At 70.0% G+C, this 25402-nt stretch carries 24 protein-coding genes; 19 read left to right on the forward strand and 5 right to left on the reverse strand.

Features of this window, described 5'->3' with window-relative positions; genetic code table 11:
- Nucleotides 1-4 precede the first annotated feature (4 nt).
- Entirely contained in the window at nt 5-1192 is a 1188-nt protein-coding gene (gene metK / locus QSK15_RS03725) for a methionine adenosyltransferase (RefSeq protein ID WP_285792896.1), read from the reverse strand.
- Between the two features lie 232 nt (nt 1193-1424).
- On the opposite strand from metK, the gene QSK15_RS03730 reads away from it, so the two are divergent.
- The 17 genes from QSK15_RS03730 (at nt 1425) to QSK15_RS03810 (ending at nt 17960) form a co-directional block, all read left to right on the forward strand.
- Complete coding sequence (locus tag QSK15_RS03730; RefSeq protein ID WP_285792897.1) at nt 1425-2213, forward strand: AfsR/SARP family transcriptional regulator; 789 nt, start codon at nt 1425-1427, stop codon at nt 2211-2213.
- 81 nt (nt 2214-2294) lie between these two features.
- On the forward strand, nt 2295-3557 hold the full coding sequence (locus QSK15_RS03735; RefSeq protein WP_285792898.1) for a beta-ketoacyl-[acyl-carrier-protein] synthase family protein: 1263 nt from the start codon (nt 2295-2297) through the stop codon (nt 3555-3557).
- Entirely contained in the window at nt 3554-4774 is a 1221-nt protein-coding gene (locus QSK15_RS03740; RefSeq protein WP_285792899.1) for a ketosynthase chain-length factor, read from the forward strand. Before QSK15_RS03735 ends, QSK15_RS03740 begins: the two co-directional genes overlap by 4 nt.
- Entirely contained in the window at nt 4771-5829 is a 1059-nt protein-coding gene (locus tag QSK15_RS03745; protein WP_210866526.1) for a methyltransferase, read from the forward strand. Before QSK15_RS03740 ends, QSK15_RS03745 begins: the two co-directional genes overlap by 4 nt.
- 15 nt (nt 5830-5844) lie before the next feature.
- Nucleotides 5845-6171: an antibiotic biosynthesis monooxygenase family protein gene (locus QSK15_RS03750; protein WP_030329365.1), complete on the forward strand. Its 327-nt coding sequence runs from the start codon at nt 5845-5847 to the stop codon at nt 6169-6171.
- Nucleotides 6164-7786, forward strand: a complete 1623-nt coding sequence (locus QSK15_RS03755; RefSeq protein ID WP_285792900.1) for an FAD-dependent oxidoreductase — start codon at nt 6164-6166, stop codon at nt 7784-7786. The genes QSK15_RS03750 and QSK15_RS03755 overlap by 8 nt, the downstream gene beginning before the upstream one ends.
- A 2-nt stretch (nt 7787-7788) precedes the next feature.
- Complete coding sequence (locus QSK15_RS03760; protein ID WP_279514974.1) at nt 7789-8130, forward strand: TcmI family type II polyketide cyclase; 342 nt, start codon at nt 7789-7791, stop codon at nt 8128-8130.
- Nucleotides 8127-9134 carry a class I SAM-dependent methyltransferase gene (locus tag QSK15_RS03765; RefSeq protein WP_285792901.1) on the forward strand — a complete coding sequence of 336 codons (1008 nt, stop codon included), beginning with the start codon at nt 8127-8129 and terminating at the stop codon, nt 9132-9134. Before QSK15_RS03760 ends, QSK15_RS03765 begins: the two co-directional genes overlap by 4 nt.
- Before the next feature lie 2 nt (nt 9135-9136).
- Nucleotides 9137-9598, forward strand: coding sequence for a cupin domain-containing protein (locus QSK15_RS03770; protein ID WP_081883721.1), 462 nt, complete (start codon nt 9137-9139; stop codon nt 9596-9598).
- A complete protein-coding gene (locus QSK15_RS03775; protein WP_030329356.1) occupies nt 9595-9852 on the forward strand; it encodes an acyl carrier protein in 258 nt (85 codons plus the stop codon). Before QSK15_RS03770 ends, QSK15_RS03775 begins: the two co-directional genes overlap by 4 nt.
- 4 nt (nt 9853-9856) lie before the next feature.
- Nucleotides 9857-10327 (forward strand): SRPBCC family protein, encoded by a 471-nt coding sequence (locus tag QSK15_RS03780; protein ID WP_285792902.1) that lies wholly within the window; start codon nt 9857-9859, stop codon nt 10325-10327.
- Nucleotides 10324-11985, forward strand: coding sequence for an acetyl-CoA carboxylase carboxyltransferase subunit alpha (locus tag QSK15_RS03785; protein ID WP_285792903.1), 1662 nt, complete (start codon nt 10324-10326; stop codon nt 11983-11985). The genes QSK15_RS03780 and QSK15_RS03785 overlap by 4 nt, the downstream gene beginning before the upstream one ends.
- Nucleotides 11972-12409 carry an acetyl-CoA carboxylase biotin carboxyl carrier protein gene (locus QSK15_RS03790; RefSeq protein ID WP_285792904.1) on the forward strand — a complete coding sequence of 146 codons (438 nt, stop codon included), beginning with the start codon at nt 11972-11974 and terminating at the stop codon, nt 12407-12409. The genes QSK15_RS03785 and QSK15_RS03790 overlap by 14 nt, the downstream gene beginning before the upstream one ends.
- Nucleotides 12410-12411: 2 nt before the next feature.
- A complete protein-coding gene (locus tag QSK15_RS03795; protein ID WP_285792905.1) occupies nt 12412-13797 on the forward strand; it encodes an acetyl-CoA carboxylase biotin carboxylase subunit in 1386 nt (461 codons plus the stop codon).
- Nucleotides 13798-13879: 82 nt separating this feature from the next.
- The gene (locus tag QSK15_RS03800; protein ID WP_285792906.1) at nt 13880-15415 is read left to right on the forward strand and encodes a peroxidase family protein; all 1536 of its coding nucleotides are present in this window, start codon (nt 13880-13882) and stop codon (nt 15413-15415) included.
- Nucleotides 15416-15522: 107 nt separating this feature from the next.
- The gene (gene ahcY / locus QSK15_RS03805; protein ID WP_285792907.1) at nt 15523-16968 is read left to right on the forward strand and encodes an adenosylhomocysteinase; all 1446 of its coding nucleotides are present in this window, start codon (nt 15523-15525) and stop codon (nt 16966-16968) included.
- 14 nt (nt 16969-16982) lie between these two features.
- Nucleotides 16983-17960: a carbohydrate kinase family protein gene (locus QSK15_RS03810; RefSeq protein ID WP_285792908.1), complete on the forward strand. Its 978-nt coding sequence runs from the start codon at nt 16983-16985 to the stop codon at nt 17958-17960.
- Between the two features lie 58 nt (nt 17961-18018).
- On the opposite strand, the gene QSK15_RS03815 is transcribed toward QSK15_RS03810, so the two are convergent.
- Complete coding sequence (locus QSK15_RS03815) at nt 18019-18942, reverse strand: DMT family transporter (RefSeq protein WP_285792909.1); 924 nt, start codon at nt 18940-18942, stop codon at nt 18019-18021.
- A 28-nt stretch (nt 18943-18970) separates the two neighbouring features.
- Here QSK15_RS03815 and QSK15_RS03820 point away from each other — a divergent pair, with 28 nt between their 5' ends.
- Complete coding sequence (locus QSK15_RS03820) at nt 18971-20365, forward strand: aminotransferase-like domain-containing protein (protein WP_285792910.1); 1395 nt, start codon at nt 18971-18973, stop codon at nt 20363-20365.
- 174 nt (nt 20366-20539) lie between these two features.
- Nucleotides 20540-21928: a glycoside hydrolase family 6 protein gene (locus QSK15_RS03825; RefSeq protein WP_285794323.1), complete on the forward strand. Its 1389-nt coding sequence runs from the start codon at nt 20540-20542 to the stop codon at nt 21926-21928.
- 86 nt (nt 21929-22014) lie between these two features.
- Here QSK15_RS03825 and QSK15_RS03830 read toward each other — a convergent pair whose 3' ends face one another.
- The 3 genes from QSK15_RS03830 to QSK15_RS03840 are packed head-to-tail and all read right to left on the reverse strand — an operon-like array spanning nt 22015 to nt 25081.
- Complete coding sequence (locus tag QSK15_RS03830; RefSeq protein ID WP_285792911.1) at nt 22015-23007, reverse strand: NAD-dependent epimerase/dehydratase family protein; 993 nt, start codon at nt 23005-23007, stop codon at nt 22015-22017.
- A gap of 51 nt (nt 23008-23058) precedes the next feature.
- Nucleotides 23059-23772, reverse strand: a complete 714-nt coding sequence (locus tag QSK15_RS03835) for a PIG-L deacetylase family protein (protein WP_030329342.1) — start codon at nt 23770-23772, stop codon at nt 23059-23061.
- 49 nt (nt 23773-23821) lie between these two features.
- Nucleotides 23822-25081: a nucleotide sugar dehydrogenase gene (locus tag QSK15_RS03840; RefSeq protein ID WP_285794324.1), complete on the reverse strand. Its 1260-nt coding sequence runs from the start codon at nt 25079-25081 to the stop codon at nt 23822-23824.
- Nucleotides 25082-25402 lie beyond the last annotated feature (321 nt).

Here is a 25402-nt window from a genome sequence, read left to right on the forward strand (position 1 = left end):
TCCCTCAACAGGCGGCCTTGAGGTCGGCGGCACGGTCCGTGCGCTCCCAGGTCAAGTCCGGGAGTTCACGGCCGAAGTGGCCGTAGGCCGCCGTCTGCTGGTAGATCGGGCGGAGCAGGTCCAGGTCCCGGATGATCGCCGCGGGACGCAGGTCGAAGACCTCGCCGATGGCCTTCTCGATCCGGTCGAGCGGCACCGTCTCCGTACCGAACGTCTCCACGAACAGGCTCACCGGGTGGGCCTTGCCGATCGCGTAGGCGACCTGCGCCTCACACCGTTCCGCCAGGCCCGCGGCGACCACGTTCTTCGCCACCCACCGCATCGCGTACGCCGCCGACCGGTCGACCTTCGACGGGTCCTTCCCCGAGAACGCGCCGCCACCGTGTCGGGCGTACCCGCCGTACGTGTCGACGATGATCTTTCGTCCGGTCAGGCCCGCATCGCCCATCGGGCCACCGATCTCGAACCGGCCCGTGGGGTTGACGAGCAGCCGGTAACCCTCGGTGTCGAGGTCGAGCGCCTCCAACTCCGGCGTGATGACGTGGTCCCGGATGTCGGGGGTGAGCAGTTCATCGAGGGAGATGTGGGCCGCGTGCTGCGTGGAGACGACGACGGTGTCGAGCCGTACCGGGCGTAGGCCGTCGTACTCGACGGTGACCTGGGTCTTGCCGTCCGGTCGCAGGTAGGGCACCGTCCCGTCCTTGCGGACGGCGGCCAGGCGACGGGCCAGGCGGTGGGCCAGCGCGATCGGCAGCGGCATCAGCTCGGGCGTCTCCGAGCAGGCGAAGCCGAACATCATGCCCTGGTCGCCGGCGCCCTGGGCGTCGAGCCCGCCGCCGGACGAGCCGTCGCGCAGCTCGATCGCCGTGTCGACGCCTTGCGCGATGTCGGGGGACTGGGCGCCGATCGAGATGCTGACGCCGCAGGAGCCGCCGTCGAAGCCCTTCTTCGACGAGTCGTAGCCGATACCCAGGACGGTTTCCCGCACGATACGCGGGATGTCGGCGTAGGCCTGCGTGGTGACCTCGCCCGCGACGTGGACCTGACCGGTGGTGATCAGGCTCTCGACGGCGACCCGGCTGTGCGGGTCCTGCGCCAGCAGCGCGTCGAGGATCCCGTCGCTGATCTGATCGGCGATCTTGTCGGGATGACCTTCGGTGACCGACTCGGAGGTGAAGAGGCGGCGCGACATGTGTGACTCCTAACCCAGGGAGCGTGCGGGCCCGGCGAGTCTTCCTTCCTGCGGTGGAGGTTGCCTGGAGGAAGCATCGAGCGATCAAAGGGGTATCCGCCGTACAACTTTCGACACGCATCGATCCTCGGAAGAACCCGCGATGTCGCTACCCGCGGTCGTTCCGACCCGCTCCGCCCCTCCATAGCTTGAGAGCGTCTCGACGAGTGCTCTGGGGAATGGGGGAACCACTGTGGTCAGGTACGAGATCCTCGGGTCGCTGGAAGTGATCCACGAGGGCCGGATCTGCACGCCGACGCCGCCGAAGGTGCGGACCGTGTTGGCGCTACTGGTGATGCGGGCCAACCGGGTCGTGCTGGTCGACTCGATCATCCGGGAGTTGTGGGGCGACGATCCGGCGCGTAGCGCTGTCACCACGGTGCAGACCTACATCTACCACCTGCGCAAGCTCTTCGCGAAAGAGGGCATAGAGACCCCGGACCGGACCGTGCTGGAGAGCCGCGCCCGCGGCTACCTGCTGCGGGTCGAGCCGGGCCAACTCGACGCCGAGGTCTTCGAGACGTTGCTCGACCAGGGCCGCACGCACATCGAGTCGGACCGTCCCGAGGAGGGCGCCGAGGTGCTGCGGCGGGCGCTGGCCATGCGGACGGGGCCGGTGGGCGCCAACGTGACGTTCGGGCCGGCGCTCGAGGCGCACGCGATCCACCTGCAGGAGCAGTGGATCCGGGCGTTGGAGCTGCGCATCCAGGCCGACATCACGCTCGGCCGGCACCGCGAGCTGATCGGCGAGCTGCGCTATCTGGTGGGCACGTACCCGCTCAACGAGTGGTTCCACCGCCAGCTCATCGTGGCGCTCAGCAGGTCCGGACGCCGTGGCGAGGCGTTGCAGGCGTACCACCACCTGCGCCGGGTGCTCAGTGAGGAGTTGGGCCTGGACCCTTCGCCTGACCTCCAGCGGCTCCAGCGGGAGGTGTTGGCCGCCGGCGGGCCACTGCGCCCGGGGCTCGCCAGGGCCTCGTGACAGGCCCTCGACCGACGCTCCAGCGCCGTTCGACCGGCCGTCCCTAGCTTTCACACGGACATCGCGGCCAGGAGGTCTTCCATGACGAGCACATCCGACCGTCGGGTGGTCATCACCGGGACAGGCGTCATCGCCCCCGGCGGACTGGGCACCAAGGCGTTCTGGGAACTGTTGACCGCTGGCCGCACGGCCACCCGTACCCTGTCGTTCTTCGATGCGACCCCGTTCCGGTCACGGGTGGCCGCGGAGGCTGACTTCGACCCGGTCGCCGAGGGCCTGTCGCCGCAGGAGGTCCGCCGGATGGACCGGGCGGCCCAGATGGCAGTGGTCTGCACCCGGGAGGCGCTCGCCGACAGCGGCTTCGAGGCCACCGATCCGACGCGGGTCGGGGTCAGCGTCGGCACGGCGGTCGGGGCCACGATGAGCCTCGAAGAGGAGTACGTCGTGGTCAGCGACGGTGGCCGGAAATGGCTGACCGACCACCGGTACGCCACCCCGCACCTCTACGACTACCTGGTGCCGAGCTCGTTCGCCCGGGAGGTGGCGTGGTCGGTCGGCGCGGAAGGTCCGGCGACGGTGATCTCCACCGGCTGCACGTCCGGCCTCGACTCTGTCGGTCACGCGCGGGAGCTGATCCGCGAGGGCTCGGCGGACGTGATGATCGCCGGCGCGACCGACGCCCCGATCTCGCCGATCACGGTGGCCTGTTTCGACGCCATCAAGGCGACCACGGCCCGCAACGACGACCCGACGCACGCGTCGCGGCCCTTCGACAACAGCCGCGACGGGTTCGTGCTCGGTGAGGGTTCGGCGATGTTCGTCCTCGAAGAGCTGGAGCACGCCCGCCGACGGGGTGCGCAGGTCTACGCCGAGCTGGTGGGGTTCGCCTCGCGCTCCAACGCGTTCCACATGACCGGCCTGCGACCCGACGGACGGGAGATGGCCGAGGCGATCCGGGTCGCGCTGGCCGACGCCAGGCTGCCCGGCGACGCTGTCGACTACATCAACGCGCACGGCTCGGGGACGAAGCAGAACGACCGGCACGAGACGGCGGCGTTCAAGCGGAGCCTCGGCGACCACGCGTACCGCACGCCGGTCAGCTCGATCAAGTCGATGATCGGCCACTCGCTCGGTGCCATCGGCTCGATCGAGATCGCGGCGTCGGCCCTGGCGATCAAGCACGGCGTGGTGCCGCCGACAGCCAACCTGCACGAACGAGACCCGGAGTGCGACCTCGACTACGTGCCGCTGACGGCCCGCGAGCAGCAGACCGACGTGGTGTTGAGCGTGGGCAGCGGGTTCGGCGGCTTCCAGAGCGCGATGCTCCTGGCGCGTGTGGCATGACCACTGTCGTCACCGGGGTCGGGGTGGCCGCGCCCAACGGGTTGGGACGCGACGCCTTCTGGGCGGCCAGCGTCGCCGGGGTGGGTGGCATCGGGCCGATCAGCCGTTTCGACCCCTCGGGTTACCCGGCGCAGCTGGCCGGCGAGGTTCCCGGATACGAGGCGGCCGAGCACATCCCGAGCCGGTTGATGGCGCAGACCGATCACATGACCCGGTTGTCGCTGACGGCGGCGCAGTGGGCCCTGGCCGACGCGTCCGTCGACCCGTCGGCGTTGCCCGAGTTCGGCATGGGTGTGGTCACGGCCAGCGCGTCGGGCGGTTTCGAGTTCGGCCACCGTGAGCTGGAGAAGCTCTGGAGCAAGGGCTCCGAGCACGTCAGCGCCTACCAGTCGTTCGCCTGGTTCTACGCCGTCAACACCGGTCAGATCTCGATCCGGCACGGGATGCGGGGGCCGACCGGGGTGCTCGTCACCGAGCAGGCGGGTGGGCTCGACGCGGTGGCGCAGGCCCGGCGTCAGGTGCGCAAGGGCGTGCAGCTCGTGATGACCGGTGGGGTCGACGCGTCGCTCTGCCCGTGGGGTTGGACGGCCCAGCTCGCCAACGGCCTGCTCAGCACCGGGCGGGATCCGGCCACGGCGTTCCTGCCGTTCGACGCGAACGCGTCGGGTTACGTGCCCGGCGAGGGCGGGGCGATCCTCGTGCTGGAGGACGCAGACGCGGCCGCCCGGCGCGGGGCCGCCGTCTACGGGGTGATCGCCGGGTACGGCGCGACGTTCGACCCCCGGCCCGGCTCCGGCCGACCGCCGGGTCTGCGTCGGGCGGCCGAGATGGCGCTGTCCGACGCCGGTCTCACGCCAGCCGACATCGACGTCGTCTTCGCCGACGGCGCCGGGGTCGCGGAGCTCGACCGCGTCGAGGCCGAGGCGATCAGCGCCGTCTTCGGCCCCCGGGGGGTGCCGGTGACCGCGCCCAAGACGATGACCGGCCGGCTCTACTCGGGCGGGGCGGCGCTCGACCTGGTCTCCGCGCTGCTGTCGATCCGACACGGCGTCATTCCGCCCACCACCAACATCCGCCAGCCGGCCGAGGGCCTGCGACTCGACCTGGTGCGTGACGTCGCGCGGGAGACACCCGTACGCGCGGCGCTCGTGCTCGCCAGGGGCTACGGCGGGTTCAACGCGGCCATGGTCGTGACCGACGAAAGGAATGGACGATGACCGACGCCAGCCTCGCCGCCGTCGCGAACTTCGACGAGCAGCAGGCACTTGACCTGCGTGAACGGCAGATCGCGGTGCTGGGAAGCGCCAAACAGATCGCCAACGTGATCTACGTGGTCACCGAGCTCGGCGTCGCCGACCTGCTCGTCAACGGGCCGGTGCCGGTCGCCCAACTGGCGGCGGCGACCGAGTCGCACGAGGACGCGCTGCGGCGGATCCTGCGCGCCGCCGCGGCGGTCGGCATCTTCGACGAGCAGGAGGACGGGTCGTTCGCGCTGACGCCGCTCGGCGAGGGGCTGACCTCGGCCCGGATCGGCGGGCTGCGGCCGATGGTGCAGTTCAGCGGTGCCGACTTCAACCGTCTCCCGTACGCGGAGATCCTGCACAGTGTCCGGACCGGTGAGCCGGCCTTCAACAAGGTCTTCGGCATGGGCTTCTACGACTACCTGCAGGCCCACCCGGAGGCCAACCGGTTCTTCGAGGGTTTCATGGCCCACTGGAGCCGGCGACTCGCCGACCGGTTCGCGGCGGAGTTGGCACCCGAGCGGTTCGGCCGGATCGCCGACATCGGCGGCAGCAACGGTTACTTCCTGGCCAAGATGCTCCAGCGCCACCCCGAGGGCACCGGCGTCCTCTTCGACCTGCCCGAGGTGGTGGCCGACGCCGAACCGTTGCTCAAGGAGCACGGTGTCACGGAGCGGGTCGAGGTGCGCGGCGGCGACTTCTTCACCGACGAACTCCCGGCCGGCGCCGACGCGTACATCCTGAAGTCGATCGTCCACAACTGGCCGGACGACACGTGCGTCACGCTGCTGCGTCGGATCCGGGCGGCGATCGGCGACGCCGACTCCCGCCTCATCGCGATCGACCAGATCGTGCCGCCGCGCAACCAGTGGGACCACGCCAAGATCATCGACATCGACATGCTGGTGCTCTTCGGCGGCAAGGAGCGCGACCTCCGCGAGTGGCAGGCGCTGTTCACCGCGTCCGGTTTCGAGCTGGTCAACACCCCCGCGTCCCGCGGCTGGGCCCTGCTCGAAGCGCGTCCGATCTAGGAAAGGAAGCCCGCAATGGCACACATCGGCATCGACCAGCCGGTCGTGACGATGGTCAACGTCTTCACCGTCGAGCCGGCCAACCAGCAGAAGCTCGTCGACATCCTGATCGAGGCGACCGACACGGTGATGTCCAAGGTCGACGGGTTCGTGTCGGCGAACATCCACGCCAGCCTCGACGGCACCCGGGTCGTCAACTACGCGCAGTGGAAGAGCGAAGAGCACTTCACCGCGATGCTGCAGAACCCCGAGGTCCATCCGCACTTCGGCGAGGTACGCGCGATCGCCACGCCGGAACGCCACCTCTACAAAGTCGTCTACACGGAGGACGCTCATGTCTGACGGAAGCACCGACGTCCTGATCGTCGGCGGTGGCCCGGTCGGCCTGTCGACCGCGCTCTTCCTGGCCCGTAAGGGGATCCGGCCGATCCTGGTCGAACGTCGGCCCCGGCTGTCGACGATCCCCCGCGCGACCGGTCTGCACGCCCGCACGGTGGAGATCTTCCGCACCGTCGGCCTGGAGCCGGCCGTGCAGGAGGCCGGCATGAAGATCGTGGGGCCGGGCGCCGACCTCGACCTCGTCCGCGCCGGCCGCGCCACGCCACTGGTCATGCTCGGCGCCCAGTCGCTGGCCGACCTCCACAGGTCGTTCGTCATGGAGGCCCACGACGTCGACTACGACGCGTTCACCCCGAGCTGGCCGATCTGGTGCGGCCAGGACCACTACGAGCCGCTGCTCTTCGACGCCGCCGTCGAAGCGGGCGCGGAGATCCGCTTCCAGAATGAGCTGGTCGGGCTGGTCCAGGACCCCGACGGCGTGACGGCGACAGTCAACGACAACGGCACCACCCGCACGATCCGGGCGCGTTACGTCGTCGCGGCCGACGGCGTGAAGAGCCCCGTCCGCGACATGCTCCAGATCGGAAACCGCAGCAACGGTGTGGCCGGGAACTTCGTCAGCATCATCTTCCGCGCCAAGGTCGACCTGCCCGACACCGCACCACGGTTCACCCTGATCTACCTGATGAACCAGCTGGCCCAGGGCCTGCTGCTCTTCATCGAGCCGGGGCGGTGGATGTTCGGCGTCAACTACTACCCCGAGCGGGGGCAGTCACCGGCCGACTTCACGCCGGAGCGCTGCGTCGAGCTGGCCCGAATCGCCGCCGGTGACCCCGAGCTGGAGGTGGAGGTCGAGTCGGCCCAGCCCTGGGACGCGCGGCACATGGTCGCCGACGCGTACCGGTCGGGGCGGGTCTTCCTCGCCGGCGACGCCTGTCACGCGCATCCGCCGGCCGGCGGCTTCGGCGTCAACGCCGGTATCCAGGACGCGCACAACCTGGCCTGGAAGCTCGCCGAGGTGCTCCAGGGGCACGCCGACGAGAGCCTGCTCGACTCCTACGAAGCCGAGCGTCGCCCGGTCGGCGCGGCGACCGCCGACCAGGCGTGGATGCTCTTCCGCACCCGGGGTCAGCTCGCTGACGAGGACAAGGCCGCCTATCGGGACTTCGTCATCGTGACGATGGGCTACCGCTACACCTCGAACGCGATCGTCGGCGCGCCCGCCGACACCGAGCTGCTGCCCCGCGAGCTGACCTTCACCGGCCAGCCCGGATCACGCGCGCCGCACGGCTGGGTCGACCACCACGGAAGGCGGGTCTCCACGATCGACGTGTTGACCGAGGGCTGGACGCTGGCCACCGCTCCCGGTGACGACACGTGGCTCGCGGCGGCTCAGGCGGTCTCGACGGAGACCGGTCTTCCGATCAGGGCGCTGACCGCCGGCCCTGGCGGCGACCTCGCCGACGACGGCTCGTGGCTCGCGAGCTGCGGAGTCGGCCCCGGCGGCGCGCTGCTGGTCCGCCCCGACGGCATCGTCGCCTGGCGCAGTGCGGGCCCGGCCGGCGACCAGACGAAGACCCTGGCCGCGGCCCTGGCCACGATCCTGCGGGGAGCGTGACCATGTCCTACCGCGCCCTCATGGTCATGCGGATGGCCCCCGGTCACGCCGACGCCGTCGCCGAGCTCTTCGCCGAACACGACAAGGGCGACATGCCCCACGTCGTCGGCATCTCGCGGCGCACGCTCTTCCGCTACCAGGACCTCTACATGCACCTGCTCGAGGCCGACACCGACGTCTTCGACAAGCTCCTCGCGGCCCGCGCCCGCGCGGACTTCCAGGAGGTCAACCGCCGCCTCTCGGCCTACCTGCAGCGCTACGCGCCGGACAGCATGACCGAGCTGCAGGACTCGAAGGCCACGCCCTTCTACACCTGGAGCCCCGAGACAGGGAGCATCACGTGACGCTGACCCGCCGCGACATCAACGACATGATGCAGGCATACAAGAAGACGAGCCTGCTGCGTACCGGCGTCGAGCTGGGCGTCTTCGACGCCCTGGCCGCGGGCCCGGCGACGGCCAGTGGGCTCGCCCCGAAGCTCGGCATCCACCCGCGTGGCGCGCGCATCCTGCTCGACGCGCTCACCGCGATCCGCCTCACCGACCGGGCCGGCGAGCACTTCTCGCTCACCCCGGCGGCCGCCGACCACCTGGTCAGCACCCGTCCCGACTACCTGGGCGGGATGGTCAAGGTGATGTCGAGCGACTGGGAGTGGGACGCGCTGCGCGACCTCAGCGCCGCCGTACGGGAGGGCGGCACCGTCCTCGACGTGCACGCCGAAACCCCGGAGTACAGCTACTGGGAGGACTTCGCCGCGTACGCGACGAAGGTCGCCCAGCCGACCGCCGAGGTGATGGCCGAGGCGCTCGCGCCGTGGACGAAGGAGCGCGCCGAGCTCGACATCCTCGACGTCGCCTGCGGCCACGGCGTCTACGGCTACACGCTCGCGCAGCACAACCCGCAGGCGACGGTGACCTCGCTGGACTGGCCCAACGTGCTCGCCGTGACCGAGAAGCACGCCGAGCGGCTCGGCGTACGGGACCGGGCGTCGTTCCTGCCGGGCGACATGTTCACCACCGATCTCGGCGGCCCCTACGACGTGGTGCTGCTCACCAACGTCACCCACCACTTCTCCGAGGAGCGGGTGCGTGAGCTGGTGACCCGGCTCGGTTCCGTGGTCAAGCCGGGCGGTCGGCTGGTCATCGTCGGCTTCACCACCGGCGACGAGTCGCCGGCACTGGACCCGGCGCCGTACCTCTTCTCGGTGCTGATGTTGGTCTGGACCTTTGAGGGGGAGTCGCACTCCGTCGCCGCCTACAACCGGGCCCTCGCTGCGGCGGGCTTCGGCCCGGCCACCGTCCACCCGACGGACCTGCCATTCCGAGTGCTCGTCGCAGAGAAGGGATGACCATGCATCGGCAACCGGTAGTGAAGGTCGCCGCCACCGACGTGCCCGGCATCAACCGGATCGGCGGCGAGGTGCGGATCCTGCTCAGCCCGAAGACCGTCGACGCGACGGAGGGATTCATGGGCACGGTCCGGCTGGAGCCGGGTGAGTTCCTGGCGGAGCAGTACAACCCGTACTCGGACAAGTTCTGTTATCTGGTGCGCGGCGAGGTCGTGATCCGGGTCGACGGCACGGAGGTCAAGCTCGCGGCCGACGAGGCTCTCATGGTCCGTCGCGGCCAGCGGCACCGCATCGTCAATGCCGGTGGTGAGACCGCCCTGATCGTGTTCCAGATCAGTCCGCTCGCGCCCCGCCCCGAACTGGGCCACGTCGACACCGAGGAGGTCCCGCACCCCGAGTCGCCGGTGCCGCAGGTCGGCGGCGTCCGCGACGGGTGGCAGCGACCGACGGGAGGAAACTCATGAGCCAGCTGACCCTCGACGACCTGCGCCGGATCCTGGAGAGCAGCTCCGGCGTGGTCGAGCAGACCGACTGGGCCGACCCGGCCACGCTAGACGCGCCGTTCGAAGACCTCGGCTACGACTCGCTCGCGCTGCTGGAACTGGCGGCGCGGGTGCAGCAGGAGTACGAGGTGCGCATCCCCGACGACGCCGTGTCGATCATGCAGACGCCCCGGCTCGCCGTCGACTACGTCAACCAACGACTCGCGGATCGGTGAACCCATGGCCGGACACACTGACAACGCGGTCGTCATCAACGCACCGTTCGACCTCGTCTGGGACCTGACCAACGACATTCCCAACTGGCCCTCCCTGTTCAGCGAGTACGCCAGCACGGAAGTGCTCTCGACGTCCGCCGACGGGACCGTCGTCTTCCGCCTGACGATGCACCCCGACCCGGCCGGTCGGGTCTGGAGCTGGGTCTCCGAGCGGGTACCCGACCGCGCCGACCGGGTGGTGCGGGCCCGACGGCTGGAGACCGGCGCGTTCAAGTACATGAACCTGTTCTGGGAATACACCGAGATCCCGGACGGCGGCGTGCGGATGCGGTGGGTGCAGGACTTCGAGATGCGGCCGGGCGGGCACGCCGACGACGAGGGCATGACCGCCCACCTCAACCGGACCACACGTGAGCAGCAGGCACGCATCCGGGAGATCGTGGAGAAGGCCGCGGCCGAACGCGGGCAGTCATGACCGCCACCGTCAACACGCCCGTCGGTAAGAGCTGGCTGGTCTGCCCGGGTTGCCGGGCGTTGCTCTACCAGCGCCGGGTCGAGCGCAACCTGGGCGTCTGCCCGGAGTGCGACCACCACGACCAGGTCACCGCGCACCAGCGGATCGAGCAGCTCTTCGATCTCGACTCGGTCGAGGAGTTGCCCCCGGTCGGTGCGTTCGGTGATCCGCTCGGGTTCGTCGACACCAAGCCCTACCCGCAGCGGCTCGAAGCCGCCCGTCGGCGTACCGGGCTGGACGAGGCAGTCGTCTGTGTCCGGGGCACTGTCGAGGGGCAGCCGTTGATCGCCGCGGTGATGGACTTCCGGTTCCTCGGCGGCAGCCTCGGCGCGGGTGTCGGTGAGCGGATCACCCGGGCCGCCGAGTTGGCGCTGGAAACCCGTACGCCGCTGCTGATCGTCAGCGCCTCCGGCGGTGCCCGGATGCAGGAGGGCGCCCTGTCGCTCATGCAGATGGCCAAGACCAGCGCGGCGCTCGGTGCCCTCGACGAGGCGGGGGTCCTGACGATCTCGCTGGTCAGCGACCCGACCTACGGTGGCGTCGCGGCATCGTTCGCGACCCTCTGCGACGTCATCCTCGCCGAGCCGGGGGCCCGCCTCGGCTTCGCCGGGCCGAGGGTGATCCAGCAGACGCTGCGCCAGCCACTGCCGGCCGGCTTCCAGACCGCCGAGTACCTCTTTGCCCGCGGCATGCTCGACGACCTGGTACCCCGGTCGAACCTGCGGTCGACCATCGCCCGGCTACTGGCCTTCGCGGCGGCCGGGCCGTTCACCCCGGATCCCTCCCGGGTACGGGCGACCGCGCCCGCCGACCCCGCGGACCCGTGGACGGTCGTGGCACGATCGCGTGCTCTCGGTCGCCCTTCCACACTCGACTACATCGGCCACTTCGTGGACGGCTTCGTGGAGCTGCACGGCGACCGGCTCGCGAGTGACTGCCCGGCGATCGTCGGCGGTGCCGGCCTGATCGACGGGCGGCCAGTCGTGGTGATCGGTCACCAGAAGGGCCACACGGTCGCCGAGGTGGCCAGCCGCAACTTCGGCATGGCGACACCGGCCGGCTACCGCAAGGCGGCCCGGTTGATGCGCCTGGCCGAGAAGCTCGGCGTGCCGATCGTGACGCTGATCGACACTCCAGGCGCCTACCACGGCATCTCGGCGGAGGAGAACGGGCAGGCCCTCGCCATCGCCGACAACATCCGACTGATGGCCGGGCTGACGGTGCCGGTCGTCGCGGTGGTGACCGGCGAGGGCGGCAGCGGGGGTGCGCTCGCCCTCGGCGTCGGCAACCGGGTGCTGATGCTCGAGAACGCGACGTACTCGGTGATCAGCCCGGAGGGTTGCGCCGCGATCCTCTGGAACGACTCCGGTCGGGCCGACGAGGCCGCCGCGCAGCTCAAACTCCAGGCCGGCGACCTGCTCGCGCTCGGCATCGTCGACGGGGTGGTTCCCGAACCGCCCGGCGGGGCGCCGGCCGATCCCGGTGCGACCGCGTCGGCCGTACACCGGGCGGTCGTCGACGCGTTGGCGGAGCTGGCCGGTCTGCACCGCGAGGAGGTGCGGGTCCATCGTCGGGCCCGCTTCCGACAGATCGGAGGTGTCACGAATGCCGGAGGGTAACGCGGATCCGCTGGACGCCGCGGTCCGCAGCCTCGCGCGGCTGATCGGGTCGACGCCGGGCCCGGTCCGTCGCGCCCGGCTCCAGCACGGCGACCTGGTGGTCGAGGTGGAGTGGCCGGACGGCGCAGCTGTGGTGGCGGCGGCCCCGGCGGCCCCGCCGGTGGAGGCCGACGCCGGACTGCACTACGTCTGCGCGCCGATGGTCGCGACGCTCTACCTCGCGCCGTCGCCCGGCGCTGACCCGTTCGTCCGGGAGGGCGACCAGGTCGTGCCCGGCCAGCAGGTCGCGATCCTGGAAGCGATGAAGATGATGATCCCGGTTGAGGCCGACCGCGCGGGCGAGGTCGTGAAGGTGCTGGTGCCCAACGCGACGCCGGTCGAGTACGGCGAGCGGCTGATCGCCTTAGCTGTGTCGGAGGACTGACGGTGTTCGAGTCGGTGCTGATCGCCAACCGGGGCGAGATCGCGGTCCGGATCGCGCGGACCTGCCGGGAGATGGGGCTGCGGACAGTTGCGGTCTACTCGACTGTCGACCGCGACTCGGCGGTGGTGCGTCTGGCGGACGAAGCCGTCCAGATCGGGCCGGGCCCGAGCCGGCGCAGCTACCTGAGCGCCCCGGCCATCATCGAAGCGGCCCGCCGCACGGGGGCCGACGCGATCCATCCGGGTTACGGCTTCCTCTCCGAGGACCCGGACTTCGCCGAGATCTGTGCGGCCGACGGGATCACGTTCATCGGGCCGCCGCCCGCCGTGATGGCCGCGCTGGGCGACAAGGCCCGGACGCGGGGCATCATGGCGGGCCTCGGCCTGCCGGTGCTCCCCGGCACGACCGACGCCGTCGAGTCGGCGGCCCACGCCCGCGCGGTCGCGGAGGAGATCGGCTTTCCGCTGATCATCAAGGCGGTCGCCGGTGGTGGTGGCCGGGGCGTACGGGTGGTCCGCGACCCGGCCTCGTTCCTGGGCGAGTTCGCCACCGCGCGGGCCGAGGCGCAGCTGCTCTTCGGGGACAACCGGGTCTACATCGAGCGTTACCTCGAATCGGCGCGCCACGTCGAGGTGCAGGTGCTCACCGACCGTTACGGAAACGGCGTCCACCTCGGCGAGCGCGACTGCTCGGTGCAGCGGCGTCACCAGAAGCTGATCGAGGAGTCGCCCGCGCCCGGTTTGCCGCAGCACCTTGTCGACCGGATGACCGCCGCCGCGGTCACCGGTGCGCTCGGCGTCGGCTATGTGGGGGCCGGCACGTTCGAGTTCCTGGTCGGCGGCGGCGACGACTTCCATCTCATGGAGGTCAACTGCCGGCTCCAGGTCGAACACCCGGTCTCCGAGTTGGTGACCGGCGTCGACCTGGTGCGGCAACAGATCCTCGTCGCGGCCGGCGAACGGCTCGCGCTGACCCAGGCCGAGGTGGTGCCGCGTGGTACGGCGATCGAGTGCCGCCTCAACGTCGAGGACCCGGCGCGTGGCTTCGTTCCGACCCCGGGTGAGCTGACCCGCTTCGACCTGCCCGGCGGGCCGTTCGTCCGGGTCGACACGCACGGGTACGCCGGCTACCGGGTGCCGGCCGACTACGACTCGCTGCTTGCGAAGGTGGTCGTCTGGGCGCCTGACCGGACCCAGGCGCTGGCCCGGATGACCCGCGCCCTCGACGAGTGTGCCGTCGAAGGGCCGGGTGTGGCCACGACCCGGGACTTCCTCCGATCGACGCTCGACCACCCGCTGTTCCGCGCTGCCAAACACGACACCTCGCTTGTCGACACCATGCTCACCGGTCTCCAGCCGGACACCACCGAAGCTCCAGAGCGCCACTAAGGGCAGGGTCCACACTGCTGCCGGTTCGCGGGTTTACCGCCCGTGCGTCCACGCGGGCGCCCGCGGACGGAAGGTGGCCGACATGGCAATTGGCAACGCTTCTCCAGGTGTCAGCCGACGGCGACTGTTGGCCGGCGTCGGCGCGGGCGCGCTCCTCGCCGGCACCGGGGGAGTCCTGCTCGACGCGGCGCCGGCAGCGGCCGCGTTCTCCAACCGGTTCGGTCGGATGTTCCCGTCGTTACCGGCGTTCGGGTCGGCGACGACCCAGATGCGGAACGCGCTGATCGACCTGTCCCGCGTCGGTGGCCCGATGGACGCCCGCGACCCGCTCGGTGTCGGCGCCGAGGCCCTCTCCGACCTGCAGCAACACAGCATCAACAACCCCGACAACTTCTCGATCCCGCAGGGCATGACGTACTTCGGGCAGTTCGTCGACCACGACCTGGCCTTCGAGACGACGGCGCCGCTGGGCACGCCGGTCGACCCGACCACGGTGCCCAATCCCCGGACGCCGGCCCTCGACCTGGATTCGCTCTACGGTGCCGGGCCGACCGGGAACCCGGAGCTCTACACCTCATCCGACCCCGCCAAACTGAGAATCGAGTCGGGCGGGCGCTTCGAGGACCTGCCGCGCAACTCCAGCGGTAGGGCGATCGTCTTCGACCCCCGCAACGACGAGAACCTGCCGATCGCGCAGATCACTGCCGCGTTCATCCTCTTCCACAACCGGGTGGTCGACCTGGTGCGTGCCCAGGGCACAGCGGAGTCGCAGGTCTTCGCCGCCGCCCGCAGGCTTGTCACCTGGCACTACCAGTGGATCGTGCTCAACGAGTTCCTCCCGCTGATCGCCGGGCCGGGCACCGTCTCCACAGTGCTCAGCGGAGGTCGGCGCTTCTACCGGCCGGAGCCGAACGCGACGTTCATCCCGGTCGAGTTCACCGCGGCGGCGTTCCGCTTCGGTCACAGCCAACCGCGACCGGCGTACCTGGTCAACCGCACCGGCAACGGCGGCGACGAGTTCTACGCCATGCTCTTCGACTCGGCGCTGGGTGGCGCGGACCCGGCCGACCTGCGCGGCGGAAAACGGGCCGCCCGCCGCTACCTCGACTACCAGTTCTGGTTCCAGTTCTTCGACGGCCAGGTGCGCTGGAGCAAGTGGATCGACGTACGCAACTCGACGCCGCTGTTCGGTTTCCCGCTGCCACCGCCGCCGTCCGGCTCGCCGTCGGCCAACCTGCTCGGCCGCGACCTGCTCCGGCAGTTGACCTTCGGCATCCCGTCGGGCCAGCGGATCGCCGCCCACATCGGGGCACCCGCGCTCGGCAGCTTCAACTTCCCCGAGCTCAGTGGGTACGGCCTCGGCCTGGACGCCAACACCCCGCTCTTCTACTACATCCTCAAGGAGGCGCAGCTCCAGGCCGGCGGCGGCTCGTTGGGCGCGGTGGGTGGGCGGATCGTGGCGGAAGTGCTCATCGGCATCGCCCAACTCGACCCGGCGAGCTACCTGACCGTACAGCCCAGCTGGCGCCCGACCCTGCCCGCCCGCTTCTCCGGCCAGTTCACGATGGCGGACCTGCTCACGTACGCCCGGGTCGACCCGGCCAGCCGCAACTCCTGACGGCTCCTGCTCCGCACCCGGGGTTCCGGGGCGGCCCGGGTGCGGAGCATGACCACTGTTGAACCGGACTCCAACGGTCCTCGACGCCGCTGGGGGAGGGTGCGGGCATGACTGGCAACTTCAGCGATTTCAAGGTGGCGGACCTGTCGTTGGCGGCCTTCGGGCGTAAGGAGATCGAGCTGGCCGAGCATGAGATGCCGGGTTTGATGTCGATCCGGCGGGAGTTCGCCTCGCGGCAGCCGCTGAAGGGTGCGCGGATCACCGGCTCGCTGCACGTGACGATTCAGACGGCGGTGCTGATCGAGACGCTGGTGGCGCTCGGCGCGCAGGTCAGGTGGGCGTCCTGCAACATCTTCTCGACCCAGGACCACGCGGCGGCAGCGATCGTGGTCGGTCCGACCGGCACCCCGGACGCCCCGGCGGGGGTCCCGGTCTACGCCTGGAAGGGTGAGTCCCTCGACGAGTACTGGTGGTGCACCCAGCAGGTGCTGCTCTGGCCGGACGGACAGGGCCCGAACATGATCCTCGACGATGGTGGTGACGCCACGTTGCTGGTGCACAAGGGCGCCGAGTTCGAGGCGATCGGGGCGGTGCCGGCGCCGGAGAGCGCGGACTCCGAGGAGTACGAGGTCATCCTCGGTGTGTTGACCAGGTCGATGCGGGAGGACAACCGCCGCTGGACGCGGGTCGCCGCCGGGATCCGGGGGGTGACCGAGGAGACCACCACCGGTGTGCACCGGCTGTACGAGATGCAGCAGGCGGGGAGCCTGCTGTTCCCGGCGATCAACGTCAACGACTCGGTGACCAAGAGCAAGTTCGACAACAAGTACGGCTGCCGACACTCGCTGATCGACGGGATCAACCGGGCCACCGATGTGCTGATCGGCGGGAAGGTCGCCGTCGTCTTCGGTTACGGCGACGTTGGCAAGGGCTGCGCCGAGAGTCTGCGTGGTCAGGGCGCGCGGGTCATCGTGACCGAAGTGGACCCGATCTGCGCCCTCCAGGCGGCGATGGACGGCTACCAGGTCGCGACCATCGATGACGTTGTCGAGACCGCTGACATCTTCGTGACCGCGACGGGCTGCTTCAGTGTGATCACCAACGAGCACATGGCCCGGATGAAGCACCAGGCGATAGTGGGGAACATCGGTCACTTCGACAACGAGATCGACATGGCCGGCCTCGCGAAACGCGGGGACGTCGAGCGGATCACGGTGAAGCCGCAGGTGGACGAGTGGCGGTTCGCGGACGGCCACTCGATCATCGTGTTGTCCGAGGGGCGGCTGCTGAACCTCGGCAACGCCACCGGACATCCGAGTTTCGTGATGTCGAACAGCTTCGCCAACCAGACGATCGCGCAGATCGAGCTGTTCACCCGCACCGACCAGTATCCGGTCGGCGTCCACACCCTGCCCAAGCACCTGGACGAGAAGGTCGCCCGACTCCACCTCGCCGCGTTGGGTGTGCGCCTCACCGAGCTGACCAAGGAACAAGCCAACTACCTCGGTGTCCCGGTCGAAGGGCCCTACAAGCCCGACCACTACCGCTACTGAGAGGGCCCGTCCGCATGATCGCCGTATCCGGTTCGATCGCGACCGACCATCTGATGCGCTTCCCGGGGCGGTTCGCCGAGCAGTTCATCGCCGGCAGCCTCGACGCCGTCTCGCTCTCGTTCCTCGTCGACGACCTCGTCGTCCGTCGCGGCGGGGTCGCTGCCAACATCGCCTTCGGGCTGGCTCAACTCGGGCACCGGCCGGTGCTGCTCGGCGCGGTCGGTGGCGACTTCGGCGACTACCGCAGCTGGCTGGAGCGCAACGGGGTCGACTGCTCGGAGGTCCAGGTCAGCTCCATCGCCCATACCGCACGGTTCATCTGCACCACCGACACCGACCTCTGCCAGATCGCGTCGTTCTATCCGGGTGCGATGGGCGAGCCCGACCGGATCAGCCTCGACGGTGTCGCCGCCCGGGCCGGTGCCCTCCGGCTCGTCATCGTCGCCGCGGAGAATCCGGACACCATGCTCGCCCGTGCTGCCGCCTGCCGCCGACTGGGTCTGCCCTTCGCCGCCGACCCGTCGCAGCAGCTGGCCCGGATGCCGTCGGCCGACATCGAGGCGATGATCACCGGTGCTCGCTATCTGTTGACGAACGAGTACGAGGCGGCGCTGCTGGAGTCGAAGACCGGGCTGAGCGAGGACGACATCCTGCGCCGGGTGGGCGTACGGGTCGTGACCCTGGGCGCCAACGGGGTACGGATCACCGGGCGCGACGGCGAGTTCCTGGTCCCGGCGGCGCGGGTGGGCGCCATCGTCGACCCGACCGGCGTCGGCGACGGCTTCCGGGCCGGCTTCTTCGCCGCGCTCGCCGCGGACCTGCCCATCGAGCGGGCGGCGCAGGTGGGCTGCGTGCTGGCGGCGCACGTGCTGGAGGTCGAGGGCCCGCAGGAGTACACCGTCGACGCCGACGTCTTCGAGCGCCGCATTGCCGAGTCGTACGGCCCGGACGTCGCTGTCGACGTACGCGTGTTGGGGCTTGCCCGGGTCTGACCGGGCCGGCCGGCGTTGCTGGCCTCCGGCGAGGAGCACGGATCCGCCGTCCCGATGGTCAGCGACCGGGCTGTGTCGGCGACGCGGGCACTGTCACCTGGGTGCTGGCCCGGGTTCGCTGGATCAGCACGACGCAGGCCAGCACCACCACCGCCGCCGCGATCGAGGCGGGTGTGACGGTCTCGCCGAGCAGCAGCGCCGACCAGATCAGGGTCAGTACGGGCTGGGCCAGCTGAATCTGGCCGACCTTGGCGATGCCGCCCCGGGCGAGACCCGCGTACCAGGCGAAGAAGCCGAGGAACATCGAGACGACGGTGAGGTAACCGAACGCCGACCAGACGACGGCGTCCGCCTGCGGGGGACGGGCGACGGCCGCCACGGCCGTGATGGGCACCGTGGCAGGCAGGGAGAGCAGCAACGCCCAGCAGATCGTCCGGGCGCCGCCGAGCTCGCGGGCGAGCACCCCGCCCTCGGCGTACCCGAGGCCGCAGAGCACGACCGCCGCCAGCAGGAACAGGTCGGCGAGGGACAGGTCACCGTGCACCGCGCCGCTGGCGGCGAGGAACGTGAGCACCGACAGCAGTCCAGCGACAGTGGCGATCCAGAACAACGGTGGCGGGCGCTCGTTCGACCGCAGCACCGCGAAGACCGCCGTCATGGCGGGCAGCACCGTGATGACCACCGCGCCGTGCGCGGAGGTCTGCGTGGTGAGCGCGAGCGACGTGAACAGTGGAAAGCCGACGACGACGCCGAGCGCGACGATCGAGAGCCGCTGCCACTGGCCCCGGGTGGGTCGCGGCGCTGTGGTGAACCGCAGGTACGCGTACGCCAGCAGCGCCGCGCCGACCGCCCGGCCGAAGGCGACGAACCACGGGTCGAGATCCTGCACCGCGACGCGGGTGGCCGGCAGCGACATGCTGAAGGCGAGCACCCCCAGTGCGCCGAGGGCGAGGCCGGCGCCGCGTCCTGGTGTTATCGTCACGGGGATAGTAGCGCTACTCTCTGCTGTCATGGGTAACGGTAGCGCTGTTGATTCTGTGGTTCAAGATCTACGGAACCTGGTGGACGCGGCGGCACCAGGCACGCGCCTGCCCTCGGTGCGCGAGCTGACCGCCCGCCACCACGCCTCCCCGGTGACGGTGGCAGCGGCGATCCGGCAGCTCGTTACGGAGGGCCTGATCGAGACCCGATCGGGCCGAGGCACCTTTGTGGCCAGTCCGCCAGCCCAGCGGAGCGCGCCCGACCTGTCGTGGCAGACGGTGGCGCTCGGCCCCCGCCGGCCGGGTGAGGAGGAGATGCAGGCGTTACTCGCGTTACCGCCCGCAGGGGCTATTCCGCTGTCCGGTGGTTATCTGGAGCCGAATCTTCAGCCCGCCGGCGCGCTCGGCGCGGCGTTGGCCCGCGCGGCCCGGCAGCCGTCCTCCTGGGAGCGCGGACCGGCCGAGGGGCGCGGGGATCTGCGTGCCTGGTTCGCCCGCGAGGCCGGCACGGGGCTGCGCCCCGACGACATGGTCATCTGCCCTGGCGGGCAAGCCGCACTGTCGTCGACGCTGCGCGCGCTGACCACGCCCGGCGACGCAGTGCTCGTGGAGTCCCCGACCTACCTGGGCGCGCTGGCCGCCGCCCGCGCAGCGGGGCTGCGGGTGGTACCCGTGCCCGCCGACATTGATGGCGTGCGGCCCGACCAGCTCGCCGTCGCGTTCGCCCGTACCGGCGCCCGGCTGTTCTACTGCCAGCCGCTCTACGCCAACCCGCACGGCGCGACGCTCGCCGTCCAGCGCCGAGCAGCGGTCGCCGCCGAGGTTCGCGCCGCCGGGGCGTTCCTGATCGAGGACGACTACGCCCGCGACCTGGCCATCGACGGCGAGCCGCCGCCGCCACTGGCCGCCGACGACCCGGACGGGCACGTCATCTACCTGCGCTCGCTGACCAAATCCGCCGCACCCGGTCTCCGGGTCGCCGCGATCGGTGCGCGCGGCCCGGCTGGCGTCCGACTGCGCGCTGCCCGGCTGCTCGACGACTTCTTCGTCGCCGGGCCGCTGCAACAGGCCACGCTGGAGTTCGTCACCGCACCTGCCTGGGCCCGGCATCGTCGTACCCTGCGAAACGAGCTGCGCTCCCGGCGCGAGGCGCTGCTGTCCGCGCTGGCGCGGCACCTGCCGTCGCTGACCCCGCAGGGCGTTCCCCGCGGTGGGCTGCACCTGTGGGTCCGGCTGCCCGACGGCACTGACGACGTGGCGTTGGCCGCCTCCGCTGCCGCCGCCGGCGTCATCGTCTTCCCCGGCCGGCCCTGGTACGCCGCCGAGGCTCCAGCGCCCCACCTGCGCCTCACCTACGCAGCCGCCCCGGCGGAGTTGATGGGCGAAGCGGTCCGCCGGCTCGCTGTCGCACTCGGCCGCCCGTAGCGCCCGGCGTCGCGCGGGATCGCGAGGCCGGCGGCGGCGGCTGTGCCGTCCGAACCGCTGCATCGTCTCATCGACGACCGTTCACATCTTGGCAGTGGTGCGCGCCTCCGCTAACGTCCATGGGAACGCTCCCATTAACTTAGATACATCTATGTGATCTGGAGGCAACACGACGTGGCCATCCTCTCCTCACTCCGCCGCAGATCGGCGGCCATCGGTGTGGCGGCCGTCGCGGGCGCCACCGCTGTCGGCGTCTGCCTCGCCGTCAGCAGCGCATCCGCCGGCACACTGTCCGGCTCGCTCTACCGCGACCCGAGTTCGGCAGTCGTCCGCTGGGTCGCCGCCAACCCCGGTGACTCGCGTGCCGCCGTCATCCGCGACAAGATCGCGAGTCAGCCGCAGGCGCGCTGGTTCGCCAACTTCAATCCCTCCACGGTGCAGTCCGAGGTCTCCGGGTTCATCGGCGCCGCCAACGCGGCGCAGCAGATCCCGGTGCTGGCGGTCTACGAGATCACCAACCGGGACTGCGGCGGGGCCAGCGCCGGTGGGGCGCCGGACCTCAACCAGTACCAGACGTGGGTGTCCAACTTCGCCAGGGGACTCGGCAACCAGACCGTCATCATCATCCTGGAAACCGACTCGCTCGCGCTGCTGACCTGCCTGAACACCAGCGAGATCAACGCGCGCAACCAGGCGATCTCGACGGCCACCCGCACCATCAAGTCGGGCAACCCCAACGCCAAGGTGTACCTCGACGGCGGCCACTCCACCTGGAACAGCGCCGGTGAGACGGCCAACCGGCTCCGGGCAGCCGGCGTGCAGTACGCCGACGGCTTCTTCACCAACGTGTCGAACTACAACTCCACCTCCAACGAGGCGAACTTCGGCCGGGCGGTCATCTCCTCCCTCAACGGCATGGGGATCTCGGGCAAGCGCCAGGTCATCGACACCAGCCGCAACGGGGGCGCCAGCGGGGACTGGTGCGGCGACGACAACACCGACCGGCGCATCGGTCAGTACCCGACGACCAACACCGGCGACAACAACATCGACGCGTACCTCTGGGTGAAGCCGCCGGGTGAGGCGGACGGCTGCCGCTTCACTGCCGGTTCGTTCCAGCCCGATCTGGCCTTCAGCCTGGCCAACGGCGCACCGAACCCGCCGACCACCACCCCGCCGACCACCACCCCGCCCACGACCACGCCGCCGACCACGACTCCCCCGACCACGACTCCGCCGACCACCCCGCCGAACACCACGCCGCCGGCCGGTGACGGCTGTTACGCGTCGGTGGCGATCAACCAGTGGGCCGGGGGCTTCACCGCGAGCGTGACGGTCACCGCCGGCAAGTCGGACATCAACGGCTGGACCGTGACCATCGTGCTGCCCGGCGGCGCCGCAGTCACCGGCACCTGGAACGCCCAGGCCAGCGGCTCCAGCGGCACTGTCGAGTTCACCAACGTGAGCTACAACGGCCGGGTCGCGGGCCGGCAGTCGACCAACTTCGGCTTCCAGGGCACCGGCACCGGCCCGGGTGTGCTGGCGGAGTGTGTGACCGCCTGACCCGATCCGATGTCACGGCCCGGCGCGGAGGACACTCTCCGCGCCGGGCCGGTCCCTGTCATGGCGACGCGGCCGGGAATCCGGCCTTACGGAGCGGCCAGCAGCGACTCGCGTTCGCCCGCGCGCTGCATGTCGGTGACGACTGACCGCACGATGTCGTCGAGGTCGTAGCGGGCGGTGTAGCCGATGAGTTCGTGGGCCAGTGACAGATCCGGCATGCGACGAGCCATGTCCTCGAAGCCGCTACCGTAGGCGACCTCGTACGGCACCGTCTGGATGTCGCTGGTCGAGCCGGTGAAATCCTTGATCTTCTCGGCCAGCCCGCGGATGGAGACCTCCTCACGCCCGCCGAGGTTCACCGCCCTACCGTGCGCCGCAGGGGTCTGCAGCAGCTTGACCATCGCGGGCACCACGTCGTAGACCGACCCGAAGCACCGGCGCTGCGTGCCGTCGCCGTACACGGTGATCGGTTCGTGATTGAGCGCCTGCGTGACGAACCGCGGCAGGACCATGCCGTACCGGCCGGTCTGCCGCGGCCCGACGACGTTGAACAGTCGGTAACTCACGCAGGGGGTGCCCGTCTCGGACGCGCGGATGTGCGCCACCAACTCGTCAAGGCCCTTGGCCGCCGCGTACGACCACCGGCTGAGCAGAGGGGACCCCAGGATCCGGTCGGCGTCCTCGCGGAGCCCGTCGGCGTCGTTCTTGCCGTACACCTCGCTGGTCGACGTGACGCCGAACGGCACGCCGTGCGTGACCGCCGCCTCGACGACGTTCTCCGTGCCGTACAGGTTGACCCGCAGTGAGTGCAGGGGGCTGTCGACGATGGTTCGCACGCCGACGGCGGCGGCGAGATGGAAGACCGCATCCTTGCCGCGGACGCACTCGTTCACCAGGTCCCGGTCGAGGATCGACCCCTCAACCAGGCGTACGGTGCCGGCGTCCAGGCAACTGGCGAGGTTTGCCACCGAACCAGTGGACAGCTCGTCGAGCACTGTGACGTCGTGTTGTTGCTCAACCAGGAACTCACAGAGGTGGGAGCCGATGAATCCGGCGCCCCCGGTGACAAGAATTCGCATTGCTCGCTTCCTTTCGGCAGCAGGTGGGGTGCGGGTGTCCGGCGCGGCCGGTCAGGCCAGGCACCGCATGATGTGGTACGCCTCGGCCAGCGGTACGCCGGCCTGCATGCCGCGCAGGACCGCGAGGCTGCGGAGGGTCTCTTCGGACCGTGTATGTGGATGCTCGTGTATCTGGGTGGCGTACTGCCGCATGGCTTCGAGTTTGCTGCCGAGGTCTTCCTCGGTGAGCTCGACCAGGAGGTTGGGCATGGGAACCGAATCGGTTCGCCATTGATCCGCCGCCTCCTCGTAGGCCAGCACGAAGTCGGGGTGATGGCGTAGCCGGTTGTTGGACGGCCGCGTCGCGGTGTGGGCTGCCTCAGCCACGGCCTGGTGGTCCTGGTTGTAGCTCGAACGGTGCGGGGCGATCAGCATCGTGGGCCGCAGCCTGGCGATGGCGAGTGGACTCTCCTGCTCCACCATGTTGGCGAGTTCGAGTCGGGGAAGCTGGTCGAGCCGGAGGTGGTACTCGTCGCCCGGAAAGGCCATGTGCCAGCCGTCCCACTGTTGGTGGTCGGCGACCCGCTTGATCTCGTCGTTGCGGTCCTCGGGGCTGGTGGAGACCGACGAGGACTGGTCGGTGGTGTTGCCGACCGTGAGGAACTGGACGAAGACCTCGGCGCCTGCGGACTTCGCCTTGTGGATCAATCCGCCACAGCCGAGAACCTCGTCGTCGGGGTGCGGCGAAAGGATGAGAATGCGCTGCTGCGACCAGCTGAACGTCATCGTGGGTGTCCGTTTCCGTGAGTCATCCGAGGGTCTTCTGAAGCGCGGTTCAGAGTCGTTCGACGTTGTCGTAGCGGCCCATGCGGCCACTTGTGTCGAGCACCAGCCGGGAGCGCCGGGCAATGGCCGCGAGGTCGAACGCCGAGTGCGGTTGCAGCAGCACGACGGCGTCGCAGTCGTGGACCGCGTACAGGGGTGCCTCGACCGGAGTGATGCTCACCCCGTCGACGGTCCAGGTCCGTACGTAGGGATCGGCGAAACACAACTCGGCGCCGAGGCCGAGCAGTTCCCGAGCCAGGGGCAGGGCCGGGGTCTCGCGGTCGTCGGCGATGTCCGGCTTGTACGTCACACCCAGCAGCATCACGCGCGCGCCGTTGACCGACTTCCGCTCCCGGTTGAGCGCCCGCTGCAGGCGGCTGGCGACGTACTTCGGCATCCGCCCGTTGATCTCGTCAGCCGTCTCGGCCAGCCGGAAGGTGTAGCCGAGCTTGCGGACGGTGTGCGACAGGTAGGAGGGGTCGACCGGGATGCAGTGGCCGCCGACTCCCGGGCCGGGGAGGAACTTGTGGAAGCCGAAGGGCTTGGTGGCCGCGGCCTCGATGGTCTCCCACAGGTCGATGCCCAGCTCCTCGCAGAAGATCGCCATCTCGTTGACCAGGGCGATGTTCACGTTGCGGTAGGTGTTCTCCAGCAGCTTCGCCATTTCGGCTTCGCGCAGGCCGGAGGTGGGCACCACCCGGGACACGAGCTTGCCGTAGAAGGTGGCCGCCTGGTCACGGCAGCTCTCGGTGAGGCCGCCGACGACCTTCGGTGTGTTCCGCAGTCCGAACTGGCCGTTGCCCGGATCGATGCGCTCGGGCGAGTACGCCAGGCTGAAGTCGCGTCCCGCCGTGAGGCCCGACGTCTCCAGGATCGGCCGGACGACCTCCTCGGTCGTTCCGGGATACGTGGTGGATTCGAGCACGACCAGGGTGCCCGGCGTCAGGCAGGCGGCAACCATGTGTGCCGCGCTGCGCACCGCCGACAGGTCCGGCCCGTGATCGTCGCTGAGTGGCGTCGGCACGCAGACGATGATGACCGCGCTCTCGGCGAACGACGCCGGGTCCGTCGTCGCCCGGAAGCCGGCGGCGAGCATCTCGCCGAGATCGTCCTTGGAGATGTCGTCGATGTAGGATTTCCCGCTGTTCAGCATATCGACGCGACTGGCGTCGATATCCACTCCGATGACGCGCAGTCCGGCAGCGGCCGCCTCTTTCAGCAGAGGTAGGCCCACATAGCCAAGACCAACAACCGCCAGATCGTACGACACGCGCGAACTCTCACCTGTTGATCCCTCGGCTATTGAGGTTGGTGAATAGTCCTTCTCGAACGACCGATGCAACCGGGCATCGTCCAATATCATGGAGGTAACCGACTCTTGTCCCATGACCGCCTCATTTCGACCAGACTTCTACCGTCCGCCGGTCCGCGTGCCCGCGACCGGGCCGCGTCCCGGCTGCGCCCGAGCTCCTTTCGGTGCGCCGGACCTGCCTATTGAGAGTCCGGCGGCCAAAGGGTCGACCTTCCTGGTCGATCGCCGGGTGCCAGCCCCTGGTGGACGTCGGACCATCTCGTACGCGCTTGCTGCTCG

This window comes from Micromonospora sp. NBRC 107095 (genome assembly GCF_030269705.1).
GTDB lineage: Bacteria > Actinomycetota > Actinomycetes > Mycobacteriales > Micromonosporaceae > Micromonospora > Micromonospora parva.

Bases quoted from the DNA above. Each gene is read 5' to 3' on its own strand.
- QSK15_RS03810 (WP_285792908.1), top strand. From the start codon at position 16,983: ATGATCGCCGTATCCGGTTCGATCGCGACCGACCATCTGATGCGCTTC.
- QSK15_RS03760 (WP_279514974.1), top strand. From the start codon at position 7,789: ATGTCCTACCGCGCCCTCATGGTCATGCGGATGGCCCCCGGTCACGCC.
- metK (WP_285792896.1), bottom strand. From the start codon at position 1,192: ATGTCGCGCCGCCTCTTCACCTCCGAGTCGGTCACCGAAGGTCATCCC.
- QSK15_RS03735 (WP_285792898.1), top strand. From the start codon at position 2,295: ATGACGAGCACATCCGACCGTCGGGTGGTCATCACCGGGACAGGCGTC.
- QSK15_RS03830 (WP_285792911.1), bottom strand. From the start codon at position 23,007: ATGCGAATTCTTGTCACCGGGGGCGCCGGATTCATCGGCTCCCACCTC.
- QSK15_RS03750 (WP_030329365.1), top strand. From the start codon at position 5,845: ATGGCACACATCGGCATCGACCAGCCGGTCGTGACGATGGTCAACGTC.
- ahcY (WP_285792907.1), top strand. From the start codon at position 15,523: ATGACTGGCAACTTCAGCGATTTCAAGGTGGCGGACCTGTCGTTGGCG.
- QSK15_RS03785 (WP_285792903.1), top strand. From the start codon at position 10,324: ATGACCGCCACCGTCAACACGCCCGTCGGTAAGAGCTGGCTGGTCTGC.
- QSK15_RS03745 (WP_210866526.1), top strand. From the start codon at position 4,771: ATGACCGACGCCAGCCTCGCCGCCGTCGCGAACTTCGACGAGCAGCAG.
- QSK15_RS03835 (WP_030329342.1), bottom strand. From the start codon at position 23,772: ATGACGTTCAGCTGGTCGCAGCAGCGCATTCTCATCCTTTCGCCGCAC.
- QSK15_RS03740 (WP_285792899.1), top strand. From the start codon at position 3,554: ATGACCACTGTCGTCACCGGGGTCGGGGTGGCCGCGCCCAACGGGTTG.
- QSK15_RS03755 (WP_285792900.1), top strand. From the start codon at position 6,164: ATGTCTGACGGAAGCACCGACGTCCTGATCGTCGGCGGTGGCCCGGTC.
- QSK15_RS03780 (WP_285792902.1), top strand. From the start codon at position 9,857: ATGGCCGGACACACTGACAACGCGGTCGTCATCAACGCACCGTTCGAC.
- QSK15_RS03770 (WP_081883721.1), top strand. From the start codon at position 9,137: ATGCATCGGCAACCGGTAGTGAAGGTCGCCGCCACCGACGTGCCCGGC.
- QSK15_RS03820 (WP_285792910.1), top strand. From the start codon at position 18,971: ATGGGTAACGGTAGCGCTGTTGATTCTGTGGTTCAAGATCTACGGAAC.
- QSK15_RS03800 (WP_285792906.1), top strand. From the start codon at position 13,880: ATGGCAATTGGCAACGCTTCTCCAGGTGTCAGCCGACGGCGACTGTTG.
- QSK15_RS03790 (WP_285792904.1), top strand. From the start codon at position 11,972: ATGCCGGAGGGTAACGCGGATCCGCTGGACGCCGCGGTCCGCAGCCTC.
- QSK15_RS03775 (WP_030329356.1), top strand. From the start codon at position 9,595: ATGAGCCAGCTGACCCTCGACGACCTGCGCCGGATCCTGGAGAGCAGC.